This is a genomic window from Nocardia sp. CA-129566 (genome assembly GCF_050956075.1).
In the GTDB taxonomy this organism is placed as follows: domain Bacteria; phylum Actinomycetota; class Actinomycetes; order Mycobacteriales; family Mycobacteriaceae; genus Nocardia.
In genome coordinates this window covers 667731-694047 of record NZ_CP192085.1, presented here as the reverse complement: position 1 = coordinate 694047, position 26317 = coordinate 667731, and the positions used below count along the sequence as shown (strand labels likewise).

Annotated in this window: 24 protein-coding genes and 1 pseudogene; 13 read left to right on the top strand and 12 right to left on the bottom strand. The window is 67.3% G+C overall.

The genetic code is table 11. From position 1 onward, the window contains the following. Positions 1-8: 8 nt before the first annotated feature. A complete protein-coding gene (locus ACQP0C_RS03155; protein WP_433730361.1) occupies positions 9-2189 on the bottom strand; it encodes an acyl-CoA dehydrogenase family protein in 2181 nt (726 codons plus the stop codon). A 119-nt stretch (positions 2190-2308) separates the two neighbouring features. Between ACQP0C_RS03155 and kstR the strand changes: the two genes are divergently transcribed. From kstR to ACQP0C_RS03130, 5 genes and pseudogenes are all read left to right on the top strand, one after another. Then, positions 2309-2971, top strand: a complete 663-nt coding sequence (kstR, locus tag ACQP0C_RS03150) for a cholesterol catabolism transcriptional regulator KstR (RefSeq protein WP_433682169.1) — start codon at positions 2309-2311, stop codon at positions 2969-2971. Between the two features lie 248 nt (positions 2972-3219). Beyond that, positions 3220-5790 (top strand): trehalose-phosphatase, encoded by a 2571-nt coding sequence (gene otsB / locus ACQP0C_RS03145; protein WP_433730359.1) that lies wholly within the window; start codon positions 3220-3222, stop codon positions 5788-5790. Between the two features lie 190 nt (positions 5791-5980). After that, positions 5981-6856 (top strand): metal ABC transporter solute-binding protein, Zn/Mn family, encoded by an 876-nt coding sequence (locus ACQP0C_RS03140; protein WP_433730357.1) that lies wholly within the window; start codon positions 5981-5983, stop codon positions 6854-6856. Positions 6857-6965: 109 nt separating this feature from the next. Next, a pseudogene (locus tag ACQP0C_RS03135) lies at positions 6966-7796 on the top strand (metal ABC transporter ATP-binding protein); the annotation flags it as partial. A 1121-nt stretch (positions 7797-8917) separates the two neighbouring features. Continuing rightward, positions 8918-9751, top strand: coding sequence for a metal ABC transporter permease (locus ACQP0C_RS03130; RefSeq protein ID WP_433734416.1), 834 nt, complete (start codon positions 8918-8920; stop codon positions 9749-9751). 867 nt (positions 9752-10618) lie between these two features. Here ACQP0C_RS03130 and ACQP0C_RS03125 read toward each other — a convergent pair. Continuing rightward, the gene (locus tag ACQP0C_RS03125; protein WP_433730356.1) at positions 10619-11140 is read right to left on the bottom strand and encodes a hypothetical protein; all 522 of its coding nucleotides are present in this window, start codon (positions 11138-11140) and stop codon (positions 10619-10621) included. 244 nt (positions 11141-11384) lie between these two features. On the opposite strand from ACQP0C_RS03125, the gene ACQP0C_RS03120 reads away from it, so the two are divergent. Then, the gene (locus ACQP0C_RS03120) at positions 11385-12554 is read left to right on the top strand and encodes an acyl-CoA dehydrogenase family protein (protein ID WP_433730354.1); all 1170 of its coding nucleotides are present in this window, start codon (positions 11385-11387) and stop codon (positions 12552-12554) included. 44 nt (positions 12555-12598) lie between these two features. After that, the gene (locus ACQP0C_RS03115) at positions 12599-13408 is read left to right on the top strand and encodes an enoyl-CoA hydratase/isomerase family protein (RefSeq protein WP_433730352.1); all 810 of its coding nucleotides are present in this window, start codon (positions 12599-12601) and stop codon (positions 13406-13408) included. Between the two features lie 10 nt (positions 13409-13418). Here ACQP0C_RS03115 and ACQP0C_RS03110 read toward each other — a convergent pair whose 3' ends face one another. The 6 genes from ACQP0C_RS03110 to carD all read right to left on the bottom strand — a co-directional run bounded on the left by ACQP0C_RS03110 (position 13419) and on the right by carD (position 17974). After that, positions 13419-13697 (bottom strand): DUF4190 domain-containing protein, encoded by a 279-nt coding sequence (locus ACQP0C_RS03110; protein WP_433730350.1) that lies wholly within the window; start codon positions 13695-13697, stop codon positions 13419-13421. A gap of 136 nt (positions 13698-13833) precedes the next feature. Beyond that, entirely contained in the window at positions 13834-14817 is a 984-nt protein-coding gene (rlmB, locus tag ACQP0C_RS03105) for a 23S rRNA (guanosine(2251)-2'-O)-methyltransferase RlmB (RefSeq protein ID WP_433730348.1), read from the bottom strand. Then, the gene (cysS, locus tag ACQP0C_RS03100) at positions 14817-16244 is read right to left on the bottom strand and encodes a cysteine--tRNA ligase (RefSeq protein ID WP_433730346.1); all 1428 of its coding nucleotides are present in this window, start codon (positions 16242-16244) and stop codon (positions 14817-14819) included. The genes rlmB and cysS overlap by 1 nt, the downstream gene beginning before the upstream one ends. Before the next feature lie 64 nt (positions 16245-16308). Further along, positions 16309-16776 (bottom strand): 2-C-methyl-D-erythritol 2,4-cyclodiphosphate synthase, encoded by a 468-nt coding sequence (gene ispF / locus ACQP0C_RS03095; RefSeq protein ID WP_433734415.1) that lies wholly within the window; start codon positions 16774-16776, stop codon positions 16309-16311. A 2-nt stretch (positions 16777-16778) separates the two neighbouring features. After that, a complete protein-coding gene (ispD, locus tag ACQP0C_RS03090) occupies positions 16779-17483 on the bottom strand; it encodes a 2-C-methyl-D-erythritol 4-phosphate cytidylyltransferase (RefSeq protein ID WP_433730344.1) in 705 nt (234 codons plus the stop codon). 2 nt (positions 17484-17485) lie between these two features. Beyond that, positions 17486-17974 (bottom strand): RNA polymerase-binding transcription factor CarD, encoded by a 489-nt coding sequence (carD, locus tag ACQP0C_RS03085; protein ID WP_354959943.1) that lies wholly within the window; start codon positions 17972-17974, stop codon positions 17486-17488. 440 nt (positions 17975-18414) lie between these two features. Here carD and ACQP0C_RS03080 point away from each other — a divergent pair, with 440 nt between their 5' ends. Beyond that, positions 18415-19140 (top strand): hypothetical protein, encoded by a 726-nt coding sequence (locus ACQP0C_RS03080; RefSeq protein ID WP_433730342.1) that lies wholly within the window; start codon positions 18415-18417, stop codon positions 19138-19140. A gap of 120 nt (positions 19141-19260) precedes the next feature. Beyond that, positions 19261-20667, top strand: a complete 1407-nt coding sequence (gene radA / locus ACQP0C_RS03075; RefSeq protein ID WP_433730340.1) for a DNA repair protein RadA — start codon at positions 19261-19263, stop codon at positions 20665-20667. 114 nt (positions 20668-20781) lie between these two features. Here radA and ACQP0C_RS03070 read toward each other — a convergent pair whose 3' ends face one another. Together ACQP0C_RS03070 and ACQP0C_RS03065 are read right to left on the bottom strand one after the other, a co-directional pair. Beyond that, positions 20782-21459 carry a hypothetical protein gene (locus ACQP0C_RS03070; protein WP_433730338.1) on the bottom strand — a complete coding sequence of 226 codons (678 nt, stop codon included), beginning with the start codon at positions 21457-21459 and terminating at the stop codon, positions 20782-20784. A gap of 121 nt (positions 21460-21580) precedes the next feature. Further along, entirely contained in the window at positions 21581-22204 is a 624-nt protein-coding gene (locus tag ACQP0C_RS03065; protein WP_433730336.1) for a carbonic anhydrase, read from the bottom strand. Positions 22205-22360: 156 nt separating this feature from the next. On the opposite strand from ACQP0C_RS03065, the gene ACQP0C_RS03060 reads away from it, so the two are divergent. Then, positions 22361-23251 carry an A/G-specific adenine glycosylase gene (locus ACQP0C_RS03060; protein WP_433734414.1) on the top strand — a complete coding sequence of 297 codons (891 nt, stop codon included), beginning with the start codon at positions 22361-22363 and terminating at the stop codon, positions 23249-23251. Between the two features lie 105 nt (positions 23252-23356). Here the strand turns inward: ACQP0C_RS03060 and ACQP0C_RS03055 are convergent, their stop codons facing one another. Next, a complete protein-coding gene (locus ACQP0C_RS03055; RefSeq protein WP_433730334.1) occupies positions 23357-23479 on the bottom strand; it encodes a hypothetical protein in 123 nt (40 codons plus the stop codon). A gap of 267 nt (positions 23480-23746) precedes the next feature. Next, complete coding sequence (locus ACQP0C_RS03050; protein ID WP_433730332.1) at positions 23747-24493, bottom strand: alpha/beta fold hydrolase; 747 nt, start codon at positions 24491-24493, stop codon at positions 23747-23749. A gap of 271 nt (positions 24494-24764) precedes the next feature. Between ACQP0C_RS03050 and mhuD the strand changes: the two genes are divergently transcribed. The 3 genes from mhuD to ACQP0C_RS03035 all read left to right on the top strand — a co-directional run bounded on the left by mhuD (position 24765) and on the right by ACQP0C_RS03035 (position 26302). Further along, positions 24765-25079, top strand: coding sequence for a mycobilin-forming heme oxygenase MhuD (mhuD, locus tag ACQP0C_RS03045; protein WP_433730330.1), 315 nt, complete (start codon positions 24765-24767; stop codon positions 25077-25079). Positions 25080-25328: 249 nt separating this feature from the next. Continuing rightward, complete coding sequence (locus ACQP0C_RS03040; RefSeq protein ID WP_040686176.1) at positions 25329-25523, top strand: CbtB domain-containing protein; 195 nt, start codon at positions 25329-25331, stop codon at positions 25521-25523. Then, positions 25514-26302, top strand: a complete 789-nt coding sequence (locus tag ACQP0C_RS03035; RefSeq protein ID WP_433730328.1) for a CbtA family protein — start codon at positions 25514-25516, stop codon at positions 26300-26302. Before ACQP0C_RS03040 ends, ACQP0C_RS03035 begins: the two co-directional genes overlap by 10 nt. Positions 26303-26317: the final 15 nt, after the last annotated feature.

The following is a 26317-nucleotide window of genomic DNA, read 5'->3' as shown; positions in this document are numbered from 1 at the left end:
CTCGTCGACTAGCCGTCCGCGTCGCGGGGCAGTCCGAGAATTCGCTCACCTGCCACGGTCAGCAAGATCTGCTCGGTACCACCCGCAATCGAAAGACAGCGGGTGAGCAGGAACTCCTTGAGCACGTCGGAGTCCTGCGCACCGATCGCCCCCGCCGTCTCCACCGCGAATTCGGCAACCGCCTGGCGATGCCGGACACCGACGAGCTTGCGCACACTGCTCTGCGCTCCCGGATCACCGCCCGCGAGCATCCGCACCGCGGCACGCTGCTCCAGCAACAGTCCAGCGATAGCATCGGCGACGAAACCGCCGAGCCGATCGTTCACAAGCTCCGCACCCGGCCCGGTGGCGGGCAGTTTGGCGATGAGTTCCTCGAGCACCGGCCCGATCCCATTGCCGCCCATGGCGACGCGTTCGGTCGACAGGGTGGAGCGGGCGATCTTCCAGCCGTTGTTCAGCGCGCCGACCACACAGTCGTCCGGCACGAAGACATCGTCGAGGAAGACCTCGCTGAACCGCGCCTCACCGGTGATCTGCACCAGCGGGCGCACCTCGAGCCCCGCGCTGCGCATATCGACAAGGAAATAGCTGATACCGCGATGCTTCGGTGCGTCGGGATCGGTGCGAGCCAGGCAGATCGCCCAGTTCGCCCGGTCGCCCAGCGACGTCCACACCTTCTGCCCGCGCAGCACCCAGCCGCCGTCGACCTTCTTGGCGGTGGTCCGCAGCGCCGCCAGATCCGAACCGGCCTCCGGCTCGCTGAACAGCTGACACCAGATCACCTCACCGCGCAGCGTCGGCCATGCGAATCGGTCGATCTGCTCCTGGGTGCCGTGCTGCAGCAGCGTCGGGATCGCCCAGCCGCCGATCGCCAGATCCGGTGACTCCACACCCGCGCGGCGCAGTTCCTCCGAAATGACCAGGCCCGTCATGGGATTCGCGCCACGGCCGTACGGTGCCGGCCAGTGCGGCATGACGAGTCCGGCCTCGACCAGCGCATTGCGCTGCGCGCCGACCGGCAGTGCCGCGATCGCGGCCACCTCGGCGGCCAGTTCGTTCCCGCTGTTCCCGCCGCCGTCACGCCCCGCGACCGTCTCGGCGGCCGTCGCTTGCGCAGCGGAAGCGAAGATCCGGTCCGCACCGGTGGTCCGGCGCTGACCGGCGCGGGTCAGCTCGGTGACCCGGGCCCGCCACCGCGCCGATCCGCCGAGCAGCTGCCGCAATGCGGTGGCCCGGCGCAAGTAGAAGTGCGCGTCGTGCTCCCAGGTGAAGCCGATGCCGCCGAGCACCTGAATGCAGTCCTTGGCGGTCTCCACCGCGGCGTCCAGGGAAATCGCGGCGGCGATCGCGGCCGCGATCGGCAGCTCCGCACCGCCCTCGTCGACGGCGGCCGCGGCATCGGCCGCGACGGAGCGGATCAGCTCGGTGCGGCACAGCATCCAGGCGCAAATGTGTTTGAGCGCTTGGAAAGACCCGATCTTGCGCCCGAATTGCTCACGCACCTTGGCATATTCGACCGCGGTCTCCAGACACCATCCCGCCACACCGGCGAGTTCGGCCGAAACCAGCACCGCGAGTAGATCTTCCACCGCGTGCGGCGACTCGAACACCCGCTCCGCCGGCACCCGCACCTCGGCACAGTGCACACGCGCCAGTGGCGTACTCGAGTCAGCGGGTACCAGCGCCTCGATGCGCAGACCATCGGCATCGGGCCCGACCACACACCAGCGCAACCCTTCCGGCGTCCGCACCGGCAACAGCACCGAGGTACCCGGCGCGGCACCGAGCACCGAATCCCAGATACCCGTGAGCAACAGCTCACCAGATGCGGCCGCTACGCTGGCGACGGGTCCGACAATGAAGTCGAGCGCGACACCACACGGCATATCCTCGGCGAAGGCGCCAGCGGTGACCAGATTGGCCAAGGCGGTGGACAGCACCGGCCCGCCGACCAGGTCGTGTGCCGCCTGTTCGACCAATACCGCGAGGTCGGCGACCGATCCGCCGTGGCCGCCGGCCGCCTCGGCGACCGCGACCCGGAATATCCCGAACTCGGCCAGTCCGGGCCAATAGGCGCGCCAGAAGTCCGCCGGGTCGTCCCGCATTGTTGCAATTGGACGCACCGATCCAGCCCATCCGCGCATCGACTCCTGACCGGCTTTATGCTCGTCAGTGGTGGCGATGGTCACAGTCCGTACCGCCTTTCCGGCGTGACTCCCACACCTAGAACATGTTCTAATATCCTAGCTGGGCGGAAGTCAAGAGACGACCGAGGCCCGTTGCCGGAATGCGAAAGGACTCTCAATCCATGGCCAGTCCCTCCCGATCGCAGCCAGCCGATTCGAATTCGGCGGGGCGAGCGTCGGCCAACGCGACGGTCACGACGCTCAGCGAAGACGAACTGAGCTCAGCCGCGCAGCGGGAGCGGCGTAAGCGAATTCTGGACGCGACCCTCGCACTGGCCTCCAAGGGCGGCTACGACGCCGTGCAGATGCGCGCGGTGGCCGAACGCGCCGATGTCGCGGTCGGGACGCTCTACCGGTATTTCCCGTCCAAGGTGCATTTGCTGGTCTCCGCGCTGTCGCGGGAATTCGAGCAGATCGAGGGCAAACGCAAGCCGCTTGCCGGACAGACGCCGAATGAGCGCATGCACCTTTTGCTGACCCAGATCACCCGGATGATGCAACGCGATCCATTGCTCACCGAGGCGATGACCCGCGCATTCATGTTCGCCGACGCGTCGGCGGCCGCGGAGGTCGATCGGGTCGGCAAGGTCATGGATCGCGTTTTCGCCCGCGCCATGAACGACGGCGAACCCACCGAACGTCAGCTGGCCATCGCGCGCGTCATCAGCGACGTCTGGCTGTCGAATCTGGTGGCCTGGCTGACCAGACGGGCATCGGCGACCGACGTCACCGAACGCCTCGAGCTGACCGTCGATCTACTGCTCGGCGAAAACGGCGCCAAGTAGCAACCACCCAGCTCGACTACCAGCGCATACCAGGCAAATTCGGTATCGGAGGCCGCTGCGCACGTCGTAATTTCGATCACATCCACTGCTCATCGCGCCGTACGTATGGCGGCGCGCGAGCAAGGTGGGCGACCATTGCGTTAACGCAATACTGCGCACGCATGACGGCGCGCTTCGGTGCGGCAAATTCAACACAGTATTGTCACGCGTGCCCCTGAAAAAACTCCTCCGATCACTAGGTTGGATGCGTGAGCGCACAGGATCTGCCACTGGAACTTCGCCGTGCACTGTCGACGGTCGCGCGCGTGCCACGACTTTTGGTCGCATCGGACTACGACGGGACGATTGCGCCCATCGTGTCCGATCCGGCGAAGGCCTTTCCACACCGAGAATCGGTGAGCGCGCTACGAGCGCTCGCCGGTCTCACCGGGACGACCGCCGCCGTGATCTCCGGCCGTGCACTGCGGGATCTCGCCGCATTGTCGCGTCTACCGGTCGAGGTACAACTGATCGGTAGTCATGGCTCGGAATTCGATGTCGGTTTCGTACACGCCATCGACAACGACGCCAAACAATTGCTGGTGGAAGTGCAGACGAGTCTGTCGCAGATCGCCGCGGAGAATCCCGGTGCCAGCGTCGAGATCAAACCGGCCAGTGTCGCGTTGCATGTGCGCAATGCGAGTCCGGAAATCGGGTTGCGCGCGCTGAAGGCCGTCCGACAGGGCCCGTCCTGCTGGGTCGGCGTACAGGTGACCGAGGGGAAATCGGTTATCGAACTCGCGGTGATCCAGACGGATAAGGGCGTCGCGCTCGATACCGTCCGGCATCAGGAGGGCGCATCGGCCGCGGTGTTCTTCGGCGATGACGTCACCGATGAAAAGGCCTTCCGCATGCTTTCCGGCCCCGATGTCGGCATCAAGGTCGGCGATGGCGAGAGTCTGGCCAAATACCGGGTGGACAGCACCGAGGCCGTCTCCTGGGCACTGGCCTTCCTGCTCGAGGAGCGGCGTACCTGGCTGGCCGGTGCCAGCGCGCCGCGCATCGAGCGGCTGAGCATGCTGTCCAGTCCGCGCTCGGTGGCGCTGCTGACCCCCGACGCGACCGTCACCTGGTTCTGCCATCCGGAACCGGATTCGGCCGCGGTCTTCGCCCATCTACTCGGCGGCCCACAGGCCGGCCACTTCACCATCGAACCGGAACGGCCGGGCCTGCCGCTGTCCCAGCGCTATATCGACGGCACCATGACCGTCGAAACCCGTTGGGCCAAGCTGCAAGTGGTGGACTATCTGCCGCACGACGTGGCACCGAACCGCACCGACCTGACCCGGGTGATCACCGGCGATGCCAAGGCCGTCGTAACCTTCGCGCCCCGACCGGAATTCGGCCAGGTGCCGGTGAGCATCGAATGCGAGCCGACCGGCCTGCGCGTGGTCGGCACCAATGATCCGATGGTGCTGCGCTCACCCGGTGTGCACTGGGAGATCCAGTCCGACGGTATGCACAGCTCGGCCCGCGCCGTCGTCGATCCGTCGCGCGGCCCGATCGTGCTGGAAATGCGCTGCGGTACACACGATCTCGCGCCCGCCATGAGCAGTGAGGCGGATCGGCGCAAGGACGCCGAGGACTACTGGTCGAAGTGGGCGGCGAAACTGCAACTGCCGCCGCTGAAGCCGGATCTGATGAAGCGCTCGGCACTCACCCTGCGCGGCCTCGTGCACGCGCCGTCGGGTTCGATCCTGGCCGCGGCCACCACCTCGCTGCCGGAGGATATCGGCGGCGTGCGCAACTGGGACTACCGCTACTGCTGGCTGCGCGATGCCTCGCTGACCGCGCAGGCGCTGGTTTCGCTCGGCTCATTGACCGAGGCCGAGGAATTCCTCGGCTGGGTGCACCGGGTGCTGGAAACGCTGCCCGGTCCGGAGCGTCTGCACCCCCTGTACACGCTCTACGGCGAAACGCTGCCGCCCGAGGCATCGATCGATCAGCTGCCCGGTTATGCGGGTTCGCGCCCGGTCCGCGTCGGCAACGCCGCGAATATGCAGGTGCAGCTGGACGTCTTCGGTCCGATCGTCGATCTGATCGCATCGCTGGCGCACGGCCGCGAGGCGAAGGGCCTGACCGATCCGGCCAAGGCGCTGCCGGATGCCGACTGGGAACTCGTGCACGCCATGGTCTCCGCGGTGCAGCGGCGCTGGCAGGAACCCGACCACGGCATCTGGGAGATCCGCGGCAACCCGCGCCACCATGTGTACTCGAAGGTGATGGGCTGGCTGACCGTGGACCGGGCGATCACGCTGGCGCAGCGCTTCGCGCGCCAGATCGATCCGGCCTGGATCGCATTGCGCGAGACCATCGCCGACGAGGTGAAGACCAAGGGCTGGAACGACGAGGTCCAGTCCTACACCGCCGCCTACGACGGCACCGATCTGGACGCGGCCACCCTGCATATCGGCCTCAGCGGCCTGATCGAACCGTCGGATCCGCGCTTCGCGGCGACCGTGGTGGCCACCGAGGCGGAGCTGCGCAGCGGCTCGACCGTGTACCGGTACCACCACGACGACGGCCTGCCCGGCGGCGAGGGCGGATTCCACCTGTGCGCGGCCTGGCTGGTCGAGGCGTATCTGCTGATCGGCAAGCGTTCGGATGCCGAGGCACTGTTCGCGCAGCTGATCGATGTCGCCGGACCGACCGGTCTGCTCAGCGAGGAGTACGACCCGGTGGCCGAGCGCTCACTCGGCAACCATCCACAGGCCTACAGCCATCTCGGCCTGCTGCGCTGCGCCCAACTGCTCGGCAAGCCGGTGGAAGCGCTCGTCTGACGCGACCGTCGCAGAGATCTGGGCCCGCGAACCAACGGTTCGCGGGCCCAGCCCACATCCGGTGCCGAAGTGATGCCGCGAACACCGGCTCGTGCTGGGCGGGGCCTCCTGCTACAGTTCAAATGGTAACGATTTCCATTATGATCTAGAGCACGCTCAGATCTGCCGCATTGCCAGGAGTACCCCGCGCGTGAGCACACGAATTGCCCTCGGATTCGCCGGTATCGCCGTGGGGGTGGCCACCGCGCTGACACTCACCGCATGCGGAAGCTCGAAGGATTCGGATAAGCCGAATATCGTCGCGTCCACCAGTGTCTGGGGCAATATCGCCGCCACCATCGCGGGTCCGGATGCCTCGGTGACCTCGCTGATCACCGATCCCGCCGCCGATCCGCATTCGCATGAGACCTCGGCCGTGGAGTCGGCCGAGATCAGCGATGCCGACCTGGTCGTCTTCAATGGCGGCGGCTACGACGAGTTCATCGAGAAGGCGATCCAGGGCAAGCGCGCTGTCGACGCGTTCGAATCCCGCACCGATAAGAGCGATGAGAACGAACATGTCTTCTACGACCCGCGCACAGTGAGCACGGTCGCCGATCGGATCGCGAGCGCCCTCGGCGAAATCGACTCCGCGCACGCCGCCGCCTACACCGACCGCGCCGCCGCGTTCAAGACCCAACTGAGCGCGATCAGCGCGGCCTCCAGCAAGATCGCCAGCGAGCATCCGAAAACCCCGGTGCTGCAGACCGAACCGCTGGCGCACTACCTGCTGGTCGCCGCCGGGACCGAGGATCTGACGCCGCACGAGTTCCAGGAGGCGATCGAGCAGGAGACCGATCCCGCCCCCGCCGCCGTCGCCGCGACGCGGGATCTGCTGAGCGGCAAGAAGGTTCGCGCGCTGGTCTACAACATCCAGACCGAGGACAAGATCACCAAGGACCTACGCTCGCTCGCGCAGTCGAACGGTCTACCTATCGTCGAAGTGACCGAAACCCTGCCTTCCGGTATGGATTACATTCAGTGGCAGACCAAGAGCGCCCAGGCGCTGGCCGCGGCGCTGGCCTGACCGCGTTATGAAAGCATCGCGTAGCGATTCGATGAGGAGCGGTGGCCGGGTGACAAGTGGGCCAGCATCGCGTAGCGATTCGATGGGAAGCCGGGTGACCGGTGGGTCCATGGCAGCCGCGCCGACCACCGAGCAGCGGCCGTCGGATACCCGCCCCGTCGTCCACCTCGACGCCGCCAGCCTGGCATTCGGCGAACGCACGCTCTGGCAGGGACTGGATCTCGAGGTGGCGCCCGGTGAATTCGTCGCGATTCTCGGGCCGAATGGATCCGGCAAAACCTCGCTGCTGAAGGTGCTGCTCGGACAGCTCGCGCTCAGCTCGGGCAGCGCCGATGTCGCGGGCGGACCGGCACGCGCGGGCAACCCCGATATCGGCTATGTGCCGCAACAGAAGACGATCGACGCCGGTGTCCAATTGCGCGGGGTCGACTTGGTCGGGCTCGGTGTCGACGGGCACAACTGGGGCCTCGGACTGCGCCGCCGCGCCGAGCGCAAGCGCAAGGTGCGCGCCGCCATCGCCGATGTCGGCGCGGAGAAATTCGCCTATGCGCCATTGGAATCCATGTCCGGTGGCGAGCAGCAGCGACTGCGCGTGGCACAGGCGCTCGTCGGCGATCCCAAGGTGCTGCTCTGCGATGAACCACTGCTCAGCCTCGACCTGGCGAACCAACGACTGGTATCCGAGCTGATCGATCGGCGCAGGCGAACCCACAACACCGCAGTGCTTTTCGTGACACACGAGATCAATCCGATTCTGCCGCTGGTGGATCGGGTCCTGTACCTGGTCGACGGAAGGTTCCGCATCGGCACCCCCGACGAGGTGATGACCTCGGCCGTCCTCTCCGAGCTCTATCAAACCGAGGTCGACGTCCTCCGAGTGCGCGGCAGACTGGTCGTAGTCGGCACCGGCGACACCATGGACGCCCTCGGCACCGCCGGAGCCCAACACTGCCACGGCGCAACCCTCTCCGATCCCGGACGATTCGCCGTCGCCCACCCAGCCGCCGACGCACAACCGGCCCCCAACACACATCCAGTTGCCGCCCCGCCGCCAGCTGCCGATGGCCATCCAGTTGCCAACACACACCCGGTCGCCGAGCAGCCGAGTCCCGACACACCGCCGGTTGCCGACGGACTGCCAATTGCCAACACGCACCCAGTTGCCGACACGCAGCGGATTTCCAATGGGCGGCCAGTTGCTGACGCGCCGCCGGGTGCCGAAGAGCAGCCGGTTGCCGCCAACCTGCACCCGGTCGCCGACGGACAGCCGAGTGCCAACACACCGCCGGTTGCCGACGGACAGCCAATTGCCAACACGCACCCAGTTACCGACGCTTACCCGCGTGTCGGCACCCAGCGAATTGCCGACACGCAGCGAGTTTCCAACGGGCGGCCAGTTGCTGACGCGCCGCCGGGTGCCGAAGAGCAGCCGGTTGCCGCCAACATGCACCCGGTCGCCGACGGACAGCCGAGTGCCAACGCACAGCCGGTTGCCAACGGGCAGCCGGTTGCCAACACGCCCCCAGTTGTCGACGGTTACCCATTTGTCAGCGCACAGCCAGTTGCCGACGCACAGCCGCCTGCCGATGGAAAGGCAGATCCAAATACACAACTGGGTACCGGCGAGCCAAATGCCGACACGCAGCTGGTTCCAGATGGCCAGCCAGTTGCCGATGCACAACTGGTTCCCGATGGCCAGCGACTTGCAGACGCGCAACCGATTGCCGAAGAGCACCCGATTGCCAATAGGCGGCCAGGTGCCGACACGCAACAAGTTTCCGATGAGCGACTAGTCGCCGACGCGCAGTCGGTTCCTGATGCGCACCTAGTTGTCGACGCACAGCTGCTTGTTGGCGGAAAGCCGGTTCCCAACGCCCAACTGGGTGCCGGTGACCAGCCCGATGCCGACACGCAACAAGTTTCCAATGGGCGGCCAGTTGTCGACCCGCCGACGGCTGCCGGCGCACAGCCGGATTCGCATGGGTGGCCGGTCTCCGAAACGCCGTCGAAGCCGAGTGGGGTTCGTTCGTGATCGACAAGCTATCGGATGTCATTTCGAAGATGTTCGACTTCTCCACCACCGCGAACCTGCTCTCCTACGCCTTCGTGCAGCAGGCGGTGCTCGCGGCCGCGCTGCTCGGGCTGCTGGCCGGGGTGATCGGTCCGTTGATCATCAGCAGGCAGATGTCGTTCGCGGTGCACGGCACCAGCGAACTGTCGCTGACCGGCGCGGCGGCCGCATTGCTCGCCGGAATCGGGGTCGGGCTGGGTGCGATCGTCGGCTCGGTGGTGGCGGCGGTGCTGTTCGGTCTGCTCGGAACCAAAGCCAGAGAACGCGATTCGGTGATCGCGGTGGTGCTCTCGTTCGGGCTCGGGCTCTCGGTGCTGTTCCTGTGGCTCGGCCCCGAACGCGCCGGCTCGAAATTCTCGCTGCTCACCGGTCAGGTGGTGAGCGTCGGCTACAGCGGACTCGCGCTGCTGGTGACCTGCACGGTGCTGGTGCTCGCCGTGCTCGCGGTGGTCTACCGGCCGCTGCTGTTCGCGAGCTCGGATCCCGAAGTCGCAGTCGCACGCGGGGTTCCGGTGCGGGCGCTTTCGGTGGTGTTCGCGGTCATGCTCGGCGTCACCGCGGCCTTCGGCGTGCAGATCGTCGGGGCGTTGCTGGTCCTCGCGCTGCTCATCACCCCCGCCGCCGCAGCGGCACAGCTGACCGCGAATCCGGTGCGTGCCACCGTGCTCGCGGTCGTCTTCGCCGAAACCGCCGCAGTGGGCGGCATCCTGCTATCCCTGGCCCCCGGCGTCCCCGTCTCCACCTTCGTCACCACCATCTCCTTCCTGATCTACCTGATCTGCCGAATCCTCGGCCCCCGCCGCCGAGCCGCCCGCATCCCCTGACCTCCCGCTCACCGGCCCGAGCCGTGCCCTCACGCAGTTGCACGCTGCGCACGGGCCCACCGGTAAAGCCACCACGACATGCCAATTGCGCGCGAACCACTCCCAGATCGACGCGTAACCGGCCCGGCCACACCCGCCCGCTGCCCTTCGCTTGTGGACCCACCGCCGGTGCGGCGCACACAGTTGCCCACCGCACACGGAGCCACCAGAGATAGCCCGCGCGACACACCACTTCGCGCACGGACTGCCCCCAAAATCGGCCCGTCACCGCCAAGCGACCAGCGCCCAAGGCCCCGCGCCGATCCGACACGCACAGTTGCGCCGGATCCGAAGACGCGAAGAGAGGCCGAGCGGTCCGCCCTGCATTCGCGGAGGCCGCTCACCACGCCGACACGCACAGTTGCGCCGGATCCGAAGACGCGAAGCGAGGCCGAGCGGTCCGCCCTGCATTCGCGGAGGAGGCCGCTCAACTCGCCGACGCGAATCCCATCGCCCCCGACGAGCCCTGGGCTGAGGCGCTCCTGGGCGGAGGGAATCCACTCTGCCGCAAAAGGTCGAGCACGTCGCATAGCGAGTGACTACCTCGCACACAGTAGACGTTGTGCGAGATAGTCACCGCATATGCGAAGCCCGCGCGACAAGCAGTTGGAGCGCGAACCGCCCCATTTCAGCCCGTCACCGCCAGGTTGCCGCCCTCGCTGCCTCGAAGCCGGTGCCGCGGACGTAGTTGCGCGCCGCACAGGGAATTTCGGGCGATTCGTGTGCGACGCGCCAAATCGTGTGCGGACCAGGGGGACTCGGCGGGGCTGATGGCAGCGCACGGGCCAGGTGCTCGCGCGGGGCGGGCACCTGGCCTGTGGGTGGCGATCAGGCTGCGAGCAGGGCGATCAGGACGAGGATCGAACCGCCGAACACGATGACGTGGCGCAGGTTCTGCAGGTAGGGCATTACCCAGCGGGGGAAGGCGTTTTCGGCGGCGGCCAGGAAGCGCTCGACGTCGATGCGGGCCAGTTCCGGGTCGGCCTTGCGGGCGAAGGCGGCTCGGATGCTCTTGGCCGCGGTCAGGTTGCTGTACAGGATCGCGCCATTGCCGAGCAGCACCAGCACCTGGATGATCCAGGACAGCGTGCGGCCCCAATCGTTGCCCGCCAGGTTGAGCGCGGCCAGCGTGGTCATCACCAGTGCGATACCGACGGGCGCCCAGGTCTCGTGGCCGCCCGCGTCGAACCGCATACCGTTCTCCTCGAGTACTGCGGGCCGCACACCCTGACGGGTCAGCGCGGCATCGGCGGCGGCCTTGGCGGCGGCTCCGTACCGGTGCCGCACCAGCGGAATGCTGACGAAGGCGAGGGCGATCAGCAACTGGGCGACGGCGGCGGCGGTCATCATGGCGAGTTCTCCTCATCGGGTTGTTCATCCGGGGCCGGTGCGGCTCCCCGTGCTCGATGACCAAACGATCGCCTGCGGCGCTGACACCGCGCTGACACCGGAGTAAACCCCGCTGACACCGTTGTCAGCGCAGGTCAGCAGGTCCCTTTCGGCCACAAGCCAGGTTTGATGGCAGGCGCCGTCAGTCGGAAACCCCCGGTTTCGTATGCTCGACCCACGCGCCCCATCGAACGAATGGTGACCAATGATCGACTTCACGATTCCCGCTGAACTCGCCGCCGAACGCGACCGGGTCCGCCAGTTCGTCATCGACAAGATCGTCCCCTTCGAGCGCGACCCGCGCGTCACTTCCCACGGCCCCACCGATGAACTGCGCCAGGAACTCGTCGAGCTGGCGCGCGCCGAGAACCTGCTGACCGTGCAGGCTCCGGAAGCCCTCGGCGGGCGCGGTCTCAGCCATATCGAGCAGGCGGTGATCTACGAGGCGGCGGGCTGGTCCACCCTCGGCCCGGTCGCGATGAACTGCGCCGCACCGGATGAGGGCAATATGTTCCTGCTCTCCAAGATCGCCAATTCGGAGCAGGTCGAGCGCCACCTCGCCCCCACGGTCGCCGGTCACCGGCGCACCGTCTTCGCCATGACCGAACCGGACGGCGCGGGTTCGGATCCGAATCAGCTGGCCACCGAGGCCGTCTTCGACGGCGAGAACTTCACCATCAACGGCCGCAAATGGCTCATCACCGGCGCGGACGGCGCCAAGAGCTGGATCATCATGGCCCGGGTCGCCCCGAACCCGCATCTGCCCGAGGGCCCGACGCTATTCCTGACCGAAGGCGATCAGCCCGGCATCATCATCGAACGCACCATGAACACGATGGACCGCAACTACGTCGGCGGCCACGGCGTCGTGCGCTTCGAGAATCTGGTGCTGCCCAAGTCGGCGCTGCTCGGCGAGACCGGCCAGGCGCTGCGCTACGCCCAGCTGCGGCTCGCCCCGGCCCGGCTCACCCACTGCATGCGCTGGCTCGGCGCGGCAGAACGCGCGCAGTCCATCGCGGTCGAATACGCCAGGACCCGCACCGCCTTCGGCAAGCCGATCGGCGACCACGAGGGCGTATCGTTCATGCTCGCCGATAACGAGATCGCGCTGCACCAGTGCCGCCTCACCATCTGGCATGCCTGCTGGCTCATGGACCAGGGCGAGAAGGCCAGACATGAGAGCTCGATCGCGAAGGCGTTCGTCTCCGAAGAACTGTTCAAGGTCACCGACCGCTGTGTTCAGGTGCTCGGCGGCATCGGCATCAGCGACGAAACGGTGGTCGAAATGATCTTCCGAGATATGCGCGCCTTCCGCCTCTACGACGGCCCGACCGAGGTACACAAGTACGCGATCGGCCGCCATGTGCTGCGTTGAGTTGCCGCGCCCGCGCGGCCGACAACTCCATTAACATGCGTGGCATGAGTTCGGAACTGCTCGTCGATGTCTCCGCGGGCATCGCCGTCCTCACGCTCAACCGACCCGCTCAGCAAAATGCCGTCACCCCGGCCATGGCCGCCGAACTGAGTGCGGCGCTGCAGCGCTGTGATACCGAAGATGCGATCCGCGCGGTCATCATCACCGGTACGGCACCCGCGTTCTGCGCGGGTGCCGATCTGTCCAGCCGGGTCGGCGATGTCAGCGCCACCATCGATCCGCCGCCGTGGCGGGTGCGCAAACCGGTGATCGCGGCGGTGAACGGCCATGCGGTCGGCATCGGACTGGCCCTGGCCCTGCAATGCGACCTGCGCTACATGGCGCGCGACGCGGTATACGGCCTCAATCAGGTGCGCCGCGGCGTACTGGCCGACGGCTACTCGCACTGGACGCTGCCGCGGCTGGTCGGTATGGCCAATGCCGCCGACATCATGCTGACCGGCCGCACCTTCGACGGCGAGGAGGCCAAGGCCATGGGCCTGGCCAATGGCTGCCTGCCCGGGGGCGAGGTGCTGCCGACGGCACTTGCCATCGCCCACGACATCGCGAACGGTGCGGCGCCGCTGCCGGTCGCGCTGTCGAAACGGCTGCTATGGGAGGGCTTGGGCATGAGCCCGGGGATGGTCGGACAGTTGGAGACCGACCTGAACAACCACGTCACCAAGAGCATCGACGGCGGCGAGGCGATGGCGGCCTTCCGAGATCGCCGCCAGCCCAACTGGACCGGCAGCATCAGCGGGGAATGGCCCGCCTGGGACAGCACGAGCGAACACGAGCGTCCCAGACTGGATTGATCCCTGGAATCTAGGCTCGGCCGCCGATCAGGATCAGCAGGAAGATGATCGCCATACAGACCATCAAGAGCGTGCCGACGATGCCGAGGACGTAACCGACCAGCACCTGGGCGCGGCCGCCGTAGCCGCCGTGGGATTGCTCGATCTGATCGAGCGCACGTCTGCCGAGCGCCCAGGCCACCGGACCCAGCGCGCCGCAGCAGAACAGACTCGCCGCGCCGAGCGCCAGCACCGCCGTCGCATGCGGATGCTCGATCGTCTCCTGAGGAGCCTGGTTCGGGATGGCCACGAGTCGAATTCTACGGGGCGCGAGCCGATTTGCCGTCCAACCCGATCCCCCGATTCGCAAACCGCGGCAGCGGCTACGGCCGCGCCAGCGAATGCCCATCCGACACGATCGTCACCGAGGGGCGTGTGCGATGTGCTCAGATGCGGCGCTGGCGGGCGATTTCGGAGAGGACGACGCCCGCGGCCACGGAGGCGTTCAGGGATTCGACCGGACCGGCCATCGGGATGCTGAGGATGGAGTCACAGGTCTCGCGGACCAGACGGGACAGGCCCTTGCCCTCCGAACCCACCACGATCACGGTGGGGATGCTGCCGTCGAAATCGTCGAGGGTGGTGTCGCCACCCGCGTCGAGGCCGACGATCTGGAAGCCCTGCGACGCCCAATCCTTCAGCGTGCGAGTCAGATTCGTCGCGCGGGCGACCGGCAGCCGGGCCGCGGCACCGGCGCTGGTCCGCCAGGCGACCGCGGTGACGCTGGCGCTGCGCCGCTGCGGAATCAGCACACCCTGGCCACCGAAGGCGGCCACCGAGCGGATCACCGCGCCGAGGTTGCGCGGATCGGAGATATTGTCCAGCGCGACCAGCAGGGCGGGTTCGGCCGAATCCTGTACCCGCACAACAAGATCGTCCGGATGGGCATAGCGGTACGGCGGCACCTGCAATGCCACACCCTGATGCAGTCCGTTGGCGCTCAACCGGTCCAGATCGGTGCGCGGCACCTCGAGAATGGAGATGCCCGCATCGGCAGCCATTTTCACGCTCTCGGTCAGCCGGTCGTCGTTCTCGGTGCCGACCGCGACGTACAGCGCGGTCGCCGGCACACCGGCACGCAGACATTCGACAACCGGATTGCGCCCGAGCACCATCTCCGGACCGTCGTCGCTCTTGCGCCCGGCCGGACGACCACCACCGGCGCCGCGTGGGCCCGGCCTACCCTGGGCCGCGGCCTTCGCCTTGGCCGCCGCCCGCTTGGCCGCGGGATGTTTGGTTCTGGCCTCGGCGGGCGGGGTCGCGCCGCGCGGCTCGAGTCCGCGCCTGCGCTGCCCACCGGAGCCGACAACGGCGCCCTTCTTGCTGCCGCCCTTACGGATCGCGCCGCGACGCTGCGAGTTGCCTGCCATCAGTTCGCCTTTCCACGCTGTACCGCACCCGGCGCATGCTGCGCCGCGCCCAGCGACCATTCCGGCCCCTGTGGGGTATCGGTCACTTCGATTCCGGCGGCCTGCAACCGGTCCCGCACCGCGTCGGCGCTGGCCCAGTCCTTATCGGCACGCGCCTGCTGGCGGCGATCGAGTTCGGCGCGCACCAGCACGTCCAATGCGTCCAGCGCGACCGAATTGTCCTGCGGGGTGTACCACTGCGGATCGAACGGGCAGACGCCGAGGATATTCAGCATGGCCCTGACCTGTCCGGCCAGCTCGACCGCCGTATCGATCGCGCCCGACTCCAGCGCCTTATTGCCCTCGTGCACCACCCGGTGCACCTCGGCCAGGGCCCGCGGAATCGCCAGATCGTCGTCGATCGCCTCGGCGAACGCATCGGTCCACTTGCCGACCGCGATCTCCCCGGCCCGCTCGGCCACTCGGTGTATGAATGCCTCGATCCGCTGGTAGGAGGCCGCGGCGTCGTAGAGCGCCTTATCCGAATACTCCAGCATGGACCGGTAGTGCGCGCTGCCCAGGTAGAACCGAAGTTCAACGGCCCGAACCTTTTTCAGCACATTCGGCACGGAGAGCACATTGCCCAGGGATTTGGACATCTTCTCCCCGCCCATGGTCACCCAGCCGTTGTGCAACCAATACCGCGCGAATCCATCACCGGCCGCCTTGGACTGGGCGATCTCGTTCTCGTGGTGCGGGAAGACCAGATCCATTCCACCGCAATGGATATCGAATTCGGCGCCGAGGTAGAACTCGGCCATCGCCGAGCATTCCAGATGCCAGCCGGGCCGGCCCGGCCCCCACGGCGACGGCCAGGTCGGCTCACCCGGTTTGGCGGCCTTCCACAGCGTGAAGTCCCGCGGATCGCGCTTGCCTTCGCCAGCGCTCTCGCCCTGGTGTACGTCATCGAGCCTGTGCCCGGACAGACTCCCGTATTCCGGATAGCTGACCACGTCGAAGTAGACATTGCCCGCAGAGGCGTAGGCGTGCCCGCGATCGATCAACCGCTGCATCAGGTCGACCATCTGGGTGATGTGGCCGGTCGCGCGCGGTTCGGCCGATGGCGGCAGCACGCCGAGGGTCTGGTAGGCCCGATCGAAGGCGCGCTCATAGGTGGCCGCCCACTCCCACCAGGGTCGACCCGCCTCGGCGGCCTTGGTCAGGATCTTGTCTTCGATATCGGTGACATTGCGGATGAACCACACGTCGTAGTCGTGCGCGAGCAGCCAGCGCCGCAGTACGTCGAACGCGACTCCGCTGCGCACATGGCCGATGTGCGGTTCACCCTGAACGGTGGCGCCACACAGGTACACCGAGGCACGGCCGGGGACCAGGGGCGCGAAGTCGCGCATGGTCCGCGTGTCGGTGTCAAAAAGGCGCAGAGTCACGGAAGTCGATCCTAGCTGGTAGATAAGGCCGTTCACGGAGCGGCTCAGGTCGGCGGGAGCTGGCTCAGCGACACGCTTGTAGCAGGGCGGTAGCCACCGCGGCCACACCCTCGCCGCGGCCGGTCAACCCGAGGCCGTCGGTTGTGGTGCCCGACACCGAAATCGGGGCGCCGAGCAGTCCGCCGAGTACCTCTTGGGCCTCGGCGCGACGCGGTCCGATCTTCGGCCGATTGCCGATTACCTGGACCGCGGCGTTGACGATTTCGAAGTCGGCCTCGTCAAGGAGCCTACGCACTTCCTTCAGCATGGCCGCGCCGGATACCCCTGCCCATTCCGGGCGCCCGGTGCCGAAGACCGCGCCGACATCGCCGAGTCCGGCCGCGGAGAGCAGCGCATCGCAGAGCGCGTGCGCGGCGACATCGCCGTCGGAATGTCCGGCGCAGCCGTCGTCGCCATCGAAGAGCAGGCCCGCCATCCAGCACGGCCTGCCCGCTTCGATCGGATGGACATCGCTGCCGATGCCGACGCGCATGGTCATGACCGGCCCACCGTGTGAGCGCCGTCGAGCACCGCATTGGCCAGCAGCAGGTCGAGCCGGGTGGTGATCTTGAAAGCCATGGGGTCGCCGGGGATGGTGTGCACCTGGGTGCCGAGCAGTTCGACGAGTCCGGCATCGTCGGTGGCCCGCAGCGTCTCATCGGCGTAGGCCGCGCGCAGCAATTCGGCGGCGAAACCCTGCGGCGTCTGAATGGCACGCAGGCTCGCTCGATCGGGAGTACCGGTGACACCGCCGTGCGCGTCGACGGATTTGATGGTGTCGACCACGGGCAATGCGGGCACGACGGCGGTGACACCGGCGCGCAGCTCGGCGACCACCCGGGCGATCAGCTCGGGTGGGGTCAATGCGCGGGCGGCGTCGTGCACCAGGAAATAGGCGGCATCAGGGGCGGCGGCGATACCCGAACGCACCGAATCGGTGCGCTCGGCGCCGCCGCTGACCACACGCACCGACTCCGAGGGCGGCAGCAGGGCAACGGCGCTCTCGACGAGTTCGGCGGGGACGATCACGATGATCCGGTCGACCGCTCCGGAGGCGATCAGGCCGTCGACGGCCAGCCGGACCATAGGTGTGCCGCCGACCGCGACGAACGCTTTGGGTGTCGATTCACCCAGGCGAACGCCACGACCGGCGGCAGGCACCAACGCAACGACGGAACCGTCGCTGTTAGAAACATTCACGGTCAGGAGGCCGCGGCGAGAACCTCATCGAGGAGCGACTCGGCCTTGCCGTCATCGGTCCCCTCGGCTAGCGCGAGCTCGCCGACGAGGATCTGACGGGCCTTGGCCAGCATCCGCTTCTCACCCGCGGACAGGCCGCGGTCCTGCTCCCGACGCCACAGGTCGCGAACGACCTCGGCCACCTTGTTCACATCGCCGGAGGCGAGCTTCTCCAGGTTGGCCTTGTAGCGGCGAGACCAGTTAGTCGGTTCTTCGGTGTGCGGCGCACGCAGCACTTGGAAGACTCGGTCGAGACCCTCCTGGCCGACGACGTCTCGCACGCCGACATATTCGGCGTTCTCCGCGGGAACGCGAACAGTCAGGTCACCTTGGGCGACCTTCAGGACCAGATACTCTTTTTGCTCACCCTTGATGGTGCGAGTCTCGATTGCTTCGATCAGCGCCGCTCCGTGGTGGGGGTAAACGACGGTGTCTCCGACCTTAAAAATCATGTGTCCCGTGCCCCTTTCGATGTTCACAGTTTAACATGCGACTCGGTAACGGCGCGATCAACTGTGCAGGTCAGGGCCACAACGAGGCGACCGCTGGGGTTGACAGAACCGGTGCGGTGTGCATTGTGTTGTGCCAGAACGGGTTATCGACCGGCACGCTTACCACACGAGCCGATCGATACGACCAGCAGCACCATGGCAACTCGGCGCGCCGCCCCAAAACCGTTACCCAACGGATGCGATGCTCCGGAGTGTCCCGATCGCGTAGCCAAAACCACGCGGAGCGCTCTTACGAGCGAGGAGTTCGCAGGCGCCGCAAATTAGACACAGCCCCGACGTCCGCTCGGCGGAGGCTACTACTACGCTGCCTAGTTATTACTCTCCCTAGCGGAGTGAGCCCGGTCGACATGGAGGGACAACCCGTGACTGCCCTGAAAGCTGTGACCGCCTCGACAGGGGCGCGACGTCGCATGGTTTCGGTTGCCGCGCTCGCCGCCGGAGCGGCGCTCGTGCTGTCCGGCTGCGGTGCAGGCCAGATCTCGCAGACCGCGACCCAGGTCGCCGCGGTCAACGGCAACCACGCCGACATCGACCGGATCTCGCTGCGTAATGTGCACATCGTCTTCCCGGCCGCGGGCAGCGAGTACACCAACACCAAGGGCGGCAAGGCGATCATCGCGCTGTCGATCATCAACAACGGCGAGACCGTCACCGACGAGCTGACCAGCATCAACACCGACCTCGGCACGGTGAAGATCACCCCGCCCGCGGGTGATCCGGCGTTCCGGATCGCGCCACAGCAGACCGTCGTCGCGGCCTCGTCCGCGCCGGGCGCCGCGGCCAAGTCCGACGAGCACGGTGCGACACCGTCCACCACCGCGACACCGTCGGCCACCGCGACGCCGTCCACCACCGCCAAGGCCGATCAGCACGGCGCCGGTCCGGCCGGTGATAAGGCCACCGCCGACGCGGAGAAGAAGCCCGGTCTGATCGAGATCACCGGTCTGACCAGGGATATCACCCCCGGCCTCACCTACCCGGTGACATTCAACTTCAAGCAGAACGGCACCGTGACGGTCCAGGTCCCGGTCGACGCCGGGCCGCTGGCCGAACGGCACGAGGGCCAGGCCGCCGCGACCGAGGGCGAGCACAAGGGCGGCCACTGATCCGCTGACCGATCCCCACGCACGGCTGTCGCGCAATCGCGCGGCAGCCGTTTTCGTATCTGTCGACCCCACTTGCCACTGTCGAGCCCGCTTGTCGGATGCGGTACGTAAGGTGCGCCTGTGGCCAAGACCAAGTCGATCTTCCGATGCTCCGCCTGCCGACACGAGGTCGCCAAGTGGGTGGGCAAATGCCCGGATTGCGGCGCCTGGGGCACCGTCGACGAGATAGCCGGAGCGGCGGCGACCGCGGCATCGCCGGTCGGGCGGCGGGCGATGTTGCCGAGCACCGCCGCCGCGCCCATCTCGCATATCGATTCGAAGGTCACCAAGGCCAGGCCGACCGGCGTCGAGGAACTGGACCGGGTGCTCGGCGGTGGCATCGTGCCGGGATCGGTCGTGCTGCTCTCCGGTGAGCCGGGGGTCGGCAAGTCGACGCTGCTGTTGGAGGTCGCGCATCGGTGGGCCACCCAGCGCGATGAGAAGTCGCTGTATGTCACCGCGGAGGAATCGGCGGGACAGGTCCGGCTGCGGGCCGACCGGACCAATGCGGTGCACGAGAGGGTCTACCTGGCAGCCGAATCGGATCTGTCGGTCGTGCTCGGCCATGTCGAGCAGGTGCGTCCGACGCTGCTCGTCGTCGATTCGGTGCAGACCATGCTGGTCCCCGAGGTGGACGGCACCATCGGCGGCGTCACCCAGGTGCGCGCGGTGGCCGCCGCACTCACCTCACTGGCCAAGGCGAGCGGTGTCGCGGTGCTGCTGGTGGGCCATGTCACCAAGGACGGCAATGTCGCCGGCCCGCGCACGCTGGAGCATCTGGTGGATGTGGTGCTGCAGTTCGAGGGCGATAAGAACTCCACACTGCGCATGGTGCGCGGCATCAAGAACCGCTTCGGCAGTTCCGATGAGGTCGGCTGTTTCGAACTGCACGACGACGGGATCTCCTGCGTCACCGATCCGTCCGGCCTGTTCCTGCACCACCGCACCGATTCGGTGCCGGGGACGGCCGTCACGGTGGCAATGGACGGTAAGCGCCCGCTGGTGGCCGAGGTGCAGGGGCTCACCGTGCACACCGAGATCCCGAACCCACGGCGGGCGGTGAGCGGACTCGACTACAACCGTGTCGCGATGGTGCTGGCCGTGCTGCAGAGCCGCGGTCGGGTGTTCCTCGGCAAACACGATGTGTACGCCGCGACGGTGGGCGGCATGCGACTGCTCGAGCCCGCCGCGGATCTGGCGGTCGCCCTTGCCATCGCCAGTGCCGAACGGGATCAGGCGCTGCCCGTCGGCTGGGTCATCCTCGGCGAGGTCGGCCTGGCGGGCGAGGTGCGGCGGGTCACCGGACTGGAGCGCAGACTGGCCGAGGCCGAACGACTCGGCTTCACCACCGCCCTGGTACCGCCGGGTCCGGCACGGACGAAGAACGGCATCAAGGTGCACGAGGTAGCCGACGTCAAATCCGCCATCCGCCTCGCCGGTCTCCGCAAGTCACGCACCCCACCCACCGAAGCCGCCCCCGACTTCTGAGTCGATAGTGGCTGTCGCACAACCCAATTGATCACGCATAACCAGTGGCTATCGCGCACAACCCATACCTTGTGCGCGATAACCGCTGGATATGCGGCAGCGCCCCGGAGTGGGTTAGGCGATGTTGAAGGGTTCGGCGGCGCTGCGTAGGGAGCCGAGTTGGGCGACTACGGCGTAGGCGCCGGGGGGGACCTGGACGCGGTCGCCGACGCAGTTGGGTTGGGAGGTGGAGCCGGACCAGGTGACCATGAAGGCGGCCTGTTCGCCGCGGTTCAGGGTGCGGACATCGGGGGCGCCGTCGGGGTAGCAGTCGGTGCTCGACCAGAGGCGGCGCTGACCGTCGAGGGTGGTCACCGAGACCTGCTGCAGGCCCGAGCCGACGTCGCGGGAGCAGGACGAGGACGAGATGTTGGTGATGACGATGCCGAAGACCGGGGTCTCCCCGGTCTTGTAGGTCGGCTGTTCGACGGTCACCTTCACCGCGAGCGACTGATCCGGGCAGGCGCCAGCGGCGACCGGACTGCTGGCCGGCGCGGCAGTGGTACTGCCGGAGGGCTTCGCGCTGGACTCGCCCGTGGTCGGCGGCGCCGTCGAGGACGCGCCCGCTGGCTTATTCGTCGCCGCGGACGTGCTCGTCGCGGCCGCCTTTGTCGTGCCGGGCGAATCGCCGCCGCGCGTGACCGTCAGGACCAACCAGATGACCAGTGCGAGCGCTACGACCAGGATGCCGATGGCGAACGCGCGACGTCGCCAATAGATCTCCGGAGGCAGCGGTCCATTCGGTTCCAGCACGGAGTCAACGGTAAGGGCACGATCCGGTGCAGCGACTCAGGACCCCGGCGTGTCGGATCGGAAAACCCGGGCGCGGCAGGTAAGTTCCGCTCGCACGCTTGGATCGCCTCGATCGGCCGCGTCAGGCCATCTCGCCGATATTGCCGATGACCCGCTGCAACTTCACCTGGCCCTCGGCCAGTTTGTATGTGACACAGGCGATTGCGCACTCACCCGTGGCCACCCGCTGCGAAATGATCATCGACCGCTGCATGAGCAGACGGCTGGTCTCCACCACATGCCTGGCCTCCATCTCGTCGACGGTGGACAGCCCCTCGCGGCGCCCGATCAGAATCGACGGCGCGACCCGCTCGACCACGCTGCGGATGAATCCGCCGGGCACCTCGCCGCCGTCCAGCGCGTCGATGGTGGCCTTCACCGCGCCGCAGCTGTCGTGTCCGAGCACCACGATGAGCGGCACATTCAGCACCTGCACCCCGTACTCGATCGATCCGAGCACCGAGCTGTCCACCACGTGGCCCGCGGTGCGCACGACGAACATATCGCCGAGGCCCTGGTCGAAGATCAGTTCGGCGGCGACGCGGGAGTCACCGCAGCCGAACAGGATGGCCTGCGGGTGCTGGCCGCTGACGAGCTTGGCCCGGTCGGCCGCGCCCTGGCTAGGATGCAGCAGCGTGCCGTTCACGAAGCGCTCATTACCCTCGCGGAGGGATTTCCAGGCACTGATCGGGTTGGAATCCGGCATACCGACCATTGTGCACATCGCAGTGGTTACCAGCGAGTTCGGTGCGTTACGGATCGGCAAATATCGACTGTCCGCAGGACAATAGGAACGGTGAGGGCAGTGCTGGAGGGCGGTGCAGCGCACGGGCGTGCAGGCAGAAAATCCAAGATCACGGCGGTGGTCAACCGGGTGGATGCCGACTCGTTGCTGGATTGGTATCGGGCGACCGCGCGGGATCTGCCGTGGCGGCGTGCGGACGTCACCGCCTGGCAGATTCTGATGAGCGAGATCATGCTGCAGCAGACGCCGGTGGTGCGGGTCGAGCCGATCTGGCGGGAATGGGTGGCGCGCTGGCCGGTCCCCTCCGCGATGGCGGCCTCGTCACAGGCCGAGGTGCTGCGCGCCTGGGGCAAGCTCGGCTATCCGCGCCGGGCGCTGCGGCTGCACGAATGCGCCAAGGTGCTCGCCGAGGTGCACGACGACGAGGTGCCGACCGACGTCGAGGTGCTGCTCGGTCTACCCGGCATCGGCGCGTATACGGCGCGAGCGGTGGCCTGCTTCGCCTATGGGCAACGAGTTCCGGTGGTGGACACCAATGTTCGACGGGTGGTTGCGCGCGCGGTGCACGGGCGGGCCGAGGCCGGTAATCCGTCCGCGCGCGATCTGCCCGAAACCGAGGCATTGCTGCCGCACCGAATCGACCATGCCGCAATGTTTTCCGCCGCGCTGATGGAACTGGGCGCCACGGTGTGCACCGCCCGCACGCCCGACTGCGCACGTTGTCCGCTGCCGGAATGCGCGTGGGTCGCCGCGGGCAGACCGGTATCCGAGGTGGTTCGCAAGACGCAGAAATACGAGGGCACCGATCGGCAAGCGCGCGGTCGCCTGCTCGACGTTATACGCGACGCCACCGGCCCGGTCGAGCGAATCCGCCTGGACCTGGCCTGGACTCGCGATCCGGGCCAACGCGACCGTGCCCTGGACTCACTGCTGGTAGACGGCCTGATCGAGCAAACGCCCGACGGTTTGTTCGCCCTGGCGGGCGAGGGCGACCCCACCCGCGCCTGACCCCATCGGACAACCAGCGCTCCTACGACCACCGCGAAACTGCCGCCCAAGTCGCTGCCTACCGAATCCCGTCCGGCGCTGCCGATCCTCCTCGCGGGCGAGACCTCATCGGACAACCAGCGCAACGATATCGCCGAAGTCGTCGCCTGCCGGATCGTCCCAGACCGCATCCGGCGCTGCCGGATCCGCCTCGTGGGCGAGGGCGACCCCACTCGCGCCTGACCTCATCGCACAACCAGCGCTCCTACGACCACCGCGAAACTGCCGCCCAAGTCGCTGCCTATCGAATCCCGTCCGGCGCTGCCGGATCCGCCTCGCGGGCGAGGGGAACCCCACCCGCGCGGGACCTCATCGGACAACCAACGTTCCTGCGACCTCCGCCAAACTAGCGCCGAAGTCGCTGCCTACCCGAATCGTCCCGGACCCGTCCGGCGCGGTTGGATCCGCGCGGGTACCGATGAACGGGGACGAATCTCCGAGGTTGGGCTGGCGCGACTAGGAGCCGAGGACTCTGCGGAGGAACTGCTCGACTTCGGCGCGGTAGCGCTCGGGTTGGTCGTCGTGGACCAGATGGCCGGAGTTCGGGACGCGAACATAGACGGCGTCGGGGTGGACCGCGGCCATCTCTCCCATCTGGCCCTCGGGGGTGATGGTGAATTCGCCTTCGATCAGCAGGACCGGGGCTTTGACCGCCCGCCATTGGGCCCAGAAGTCGCGGGTGCCCCATTCCTCGGAGATATCGCGGAAGGTCGAGACCGAGCCGTGCAGGCGGTAGCCGTCCGGACCGTGTTCGAAGGATTTGAGGAAGTACCGTCCGGCGACCGGGCCGAAGTAGTCCAGGACCGCGCGCTCATCCGGAAACGGTTGCGGCCAGGCTTCGATCATGGCCGCCCAGTTCTCGGCGGTGCGGCCACGGAAATCGGGGGCGATGTCCTCGACGACGAGTGCGCGCACCCGTTCCGGATACTGCGCCGCGAACACCCAGCCGTGCAGCCCGCCCATCGAATGCCCGATCACCACCATGGGTTCGCGGATCTGGGCGGTTGCCGCGGCGAGGTCGTCGATGAATGCCTCGGTGCTCAGCTCGGCGGGCGCGGGACGGCCGTGACCCGCGGCGTCGAAGGTGTAGACGTGGCCGTGGGCCCGCAGCCAGTCCAGCTGATCGCGCCAGGTGCGGGCGCTGCCCATCAGTCCGTGCAGCAGCAGGATCGGCACCCCTGCTCCGCCTTCGTCGTGCAACACTGTGTCATTTTGCAGCGCCTGCGGCGCTGCGTGTTCGCGGCCCCCCTAACGTCAGCATCGCGTAGCGATTCGATAAGGGGTGGCGGTCGGGCGACAGGTGGGCCCCGCGCTTCGACGACTCGGCCGAGTTCGATGGCCGCTCCTTCGCGGACGCGAGGCGGCGCGAACGGGGTCGCTCGTAAGACTCGCTTCCTCAGTGGCAGCGTCGCGCGTCGACTCGCCAGCGCATGCGCTGCGGAGTGGCCGAATGGGGCAGACGTATCGTCGAGCCATGGCTGTTGTGAAGATCAATGCGATCGAGGTTCCGGAGGGCGCCGGCCCCGAGTTGGAGAAGCGGTTCGCCCATCGCGCGCACGCGGTCGAGGGCTCGCCCGGATTCCTTGGCTTCCAGTTGCTGCGGCCGGTGGCCGGGGAGAAGCGGTACTTCGTTGTCACCCAGTGGGATTCGGAAGAGTCGTTCGCGGCATGGCGCGATGGACCCGCGCGGGAGGCGCATGCGGGCGAGCGGCAGAAGCCGGTTTCGACGGGGGCATCGCTGCTCGAGTTCGAGGTCGTCCTGGACGTCGCGGCTAAACCCGCATCCTGAAATCCGCTGGCCAGCACCGGCACGCGACTCGCCCCACCGCGTGGTGGGCAAGTCGCGGTTGTGTTGACGGCGGATGCGGCCAGATGCGACAGTTTGAATGATAAACGCGAGGGTGACGCGGTAATTCGGTGAGATTCCGAAGCGGTCGCGCCACTGTGTTCTTGCACCGAGTCCTTGGTGCCGGAAAGCCAGACACCGGCACCTTCGCATCGACCAACTCACGGGACGCGCATCCCTAGGAGGACTCGAATGGCTATCGCGCATTCACCGAGTCGGGCAACCGATTCACTCGGCACGCTGCTCATCGCAGTGGGCGTCGTTCTACTCGCACTGCTCACCCTGTACTTGGTCGGCTTCGACCAGGGGGTCATCTCGCGCAGCGGGATGTACCTGCACGAGCTGATGCACGATGGACGTCACCTGCTCGGTGTGCCGTGCCATTGATCGGATCGCTCAAGACCCTGCTGCTCCGTGGCCTGCTGGCCGGTCTCATCGCCGGTCTGCTGGCCGCGACAGTGGGCTATTTCGTAGGTGAGCCCAAAATCGAGGCCGCCATTGCCATCGAAGCGGCCGGTACCGCCAAGGAGAAGGCCGCCGACCACGCTCAGGAACCGGCCGGGCATACCCACGGTGACGAGGAAGAGCCGCTGGTCAGCCGGTCGGGGCAGAAGGCGGGCCAATTCTTGGCGCTCGGACTTGCCGGGCTCGCACTCGGGGCCATATTCGGTTCGGTCGCGTACTTCGCGCGCAGGTACTCCACGCTGTCGGGGCCGAAGCTCGCGCTCGCGCTGGCACTGGCCGGTTGGGCCGCGATCGTGGCGGTGCCGTTCTTCAAGTACCCGGCCAATCCGCCCGCCGTCGGCGATCCGGACACCATCAACCAGCGGACCCTGCTGTGGTTGGCGGCGGTGCTGCTCGGGCTGGCCGCGGTCGGCATCGGGGTGTACGTCTACAAACTGCTTGCCGCCCAACTCGATACGGTCCGGCTGATCGCGGGGGTCGGGGCATTCGTCCTGGTCGTCGTGCTCGGCTACATTCTGCTGCCCGGCATCAATGAGGTGACCGAAGACTTCCCGGCCGCGCTGCTGTGGCAGTTCCGTGCGGCCTCGCTCGGGGAGACGGCCACGCTGTGGGCCTGCCTCGGCCTGGGTTTCGCGGCACTTACCGAATTCGCCACGCGCGGTAGCACTCCGGTACGAGAGCCGGTCACTACCGCAGGCTGATCCGGAATTCGGATT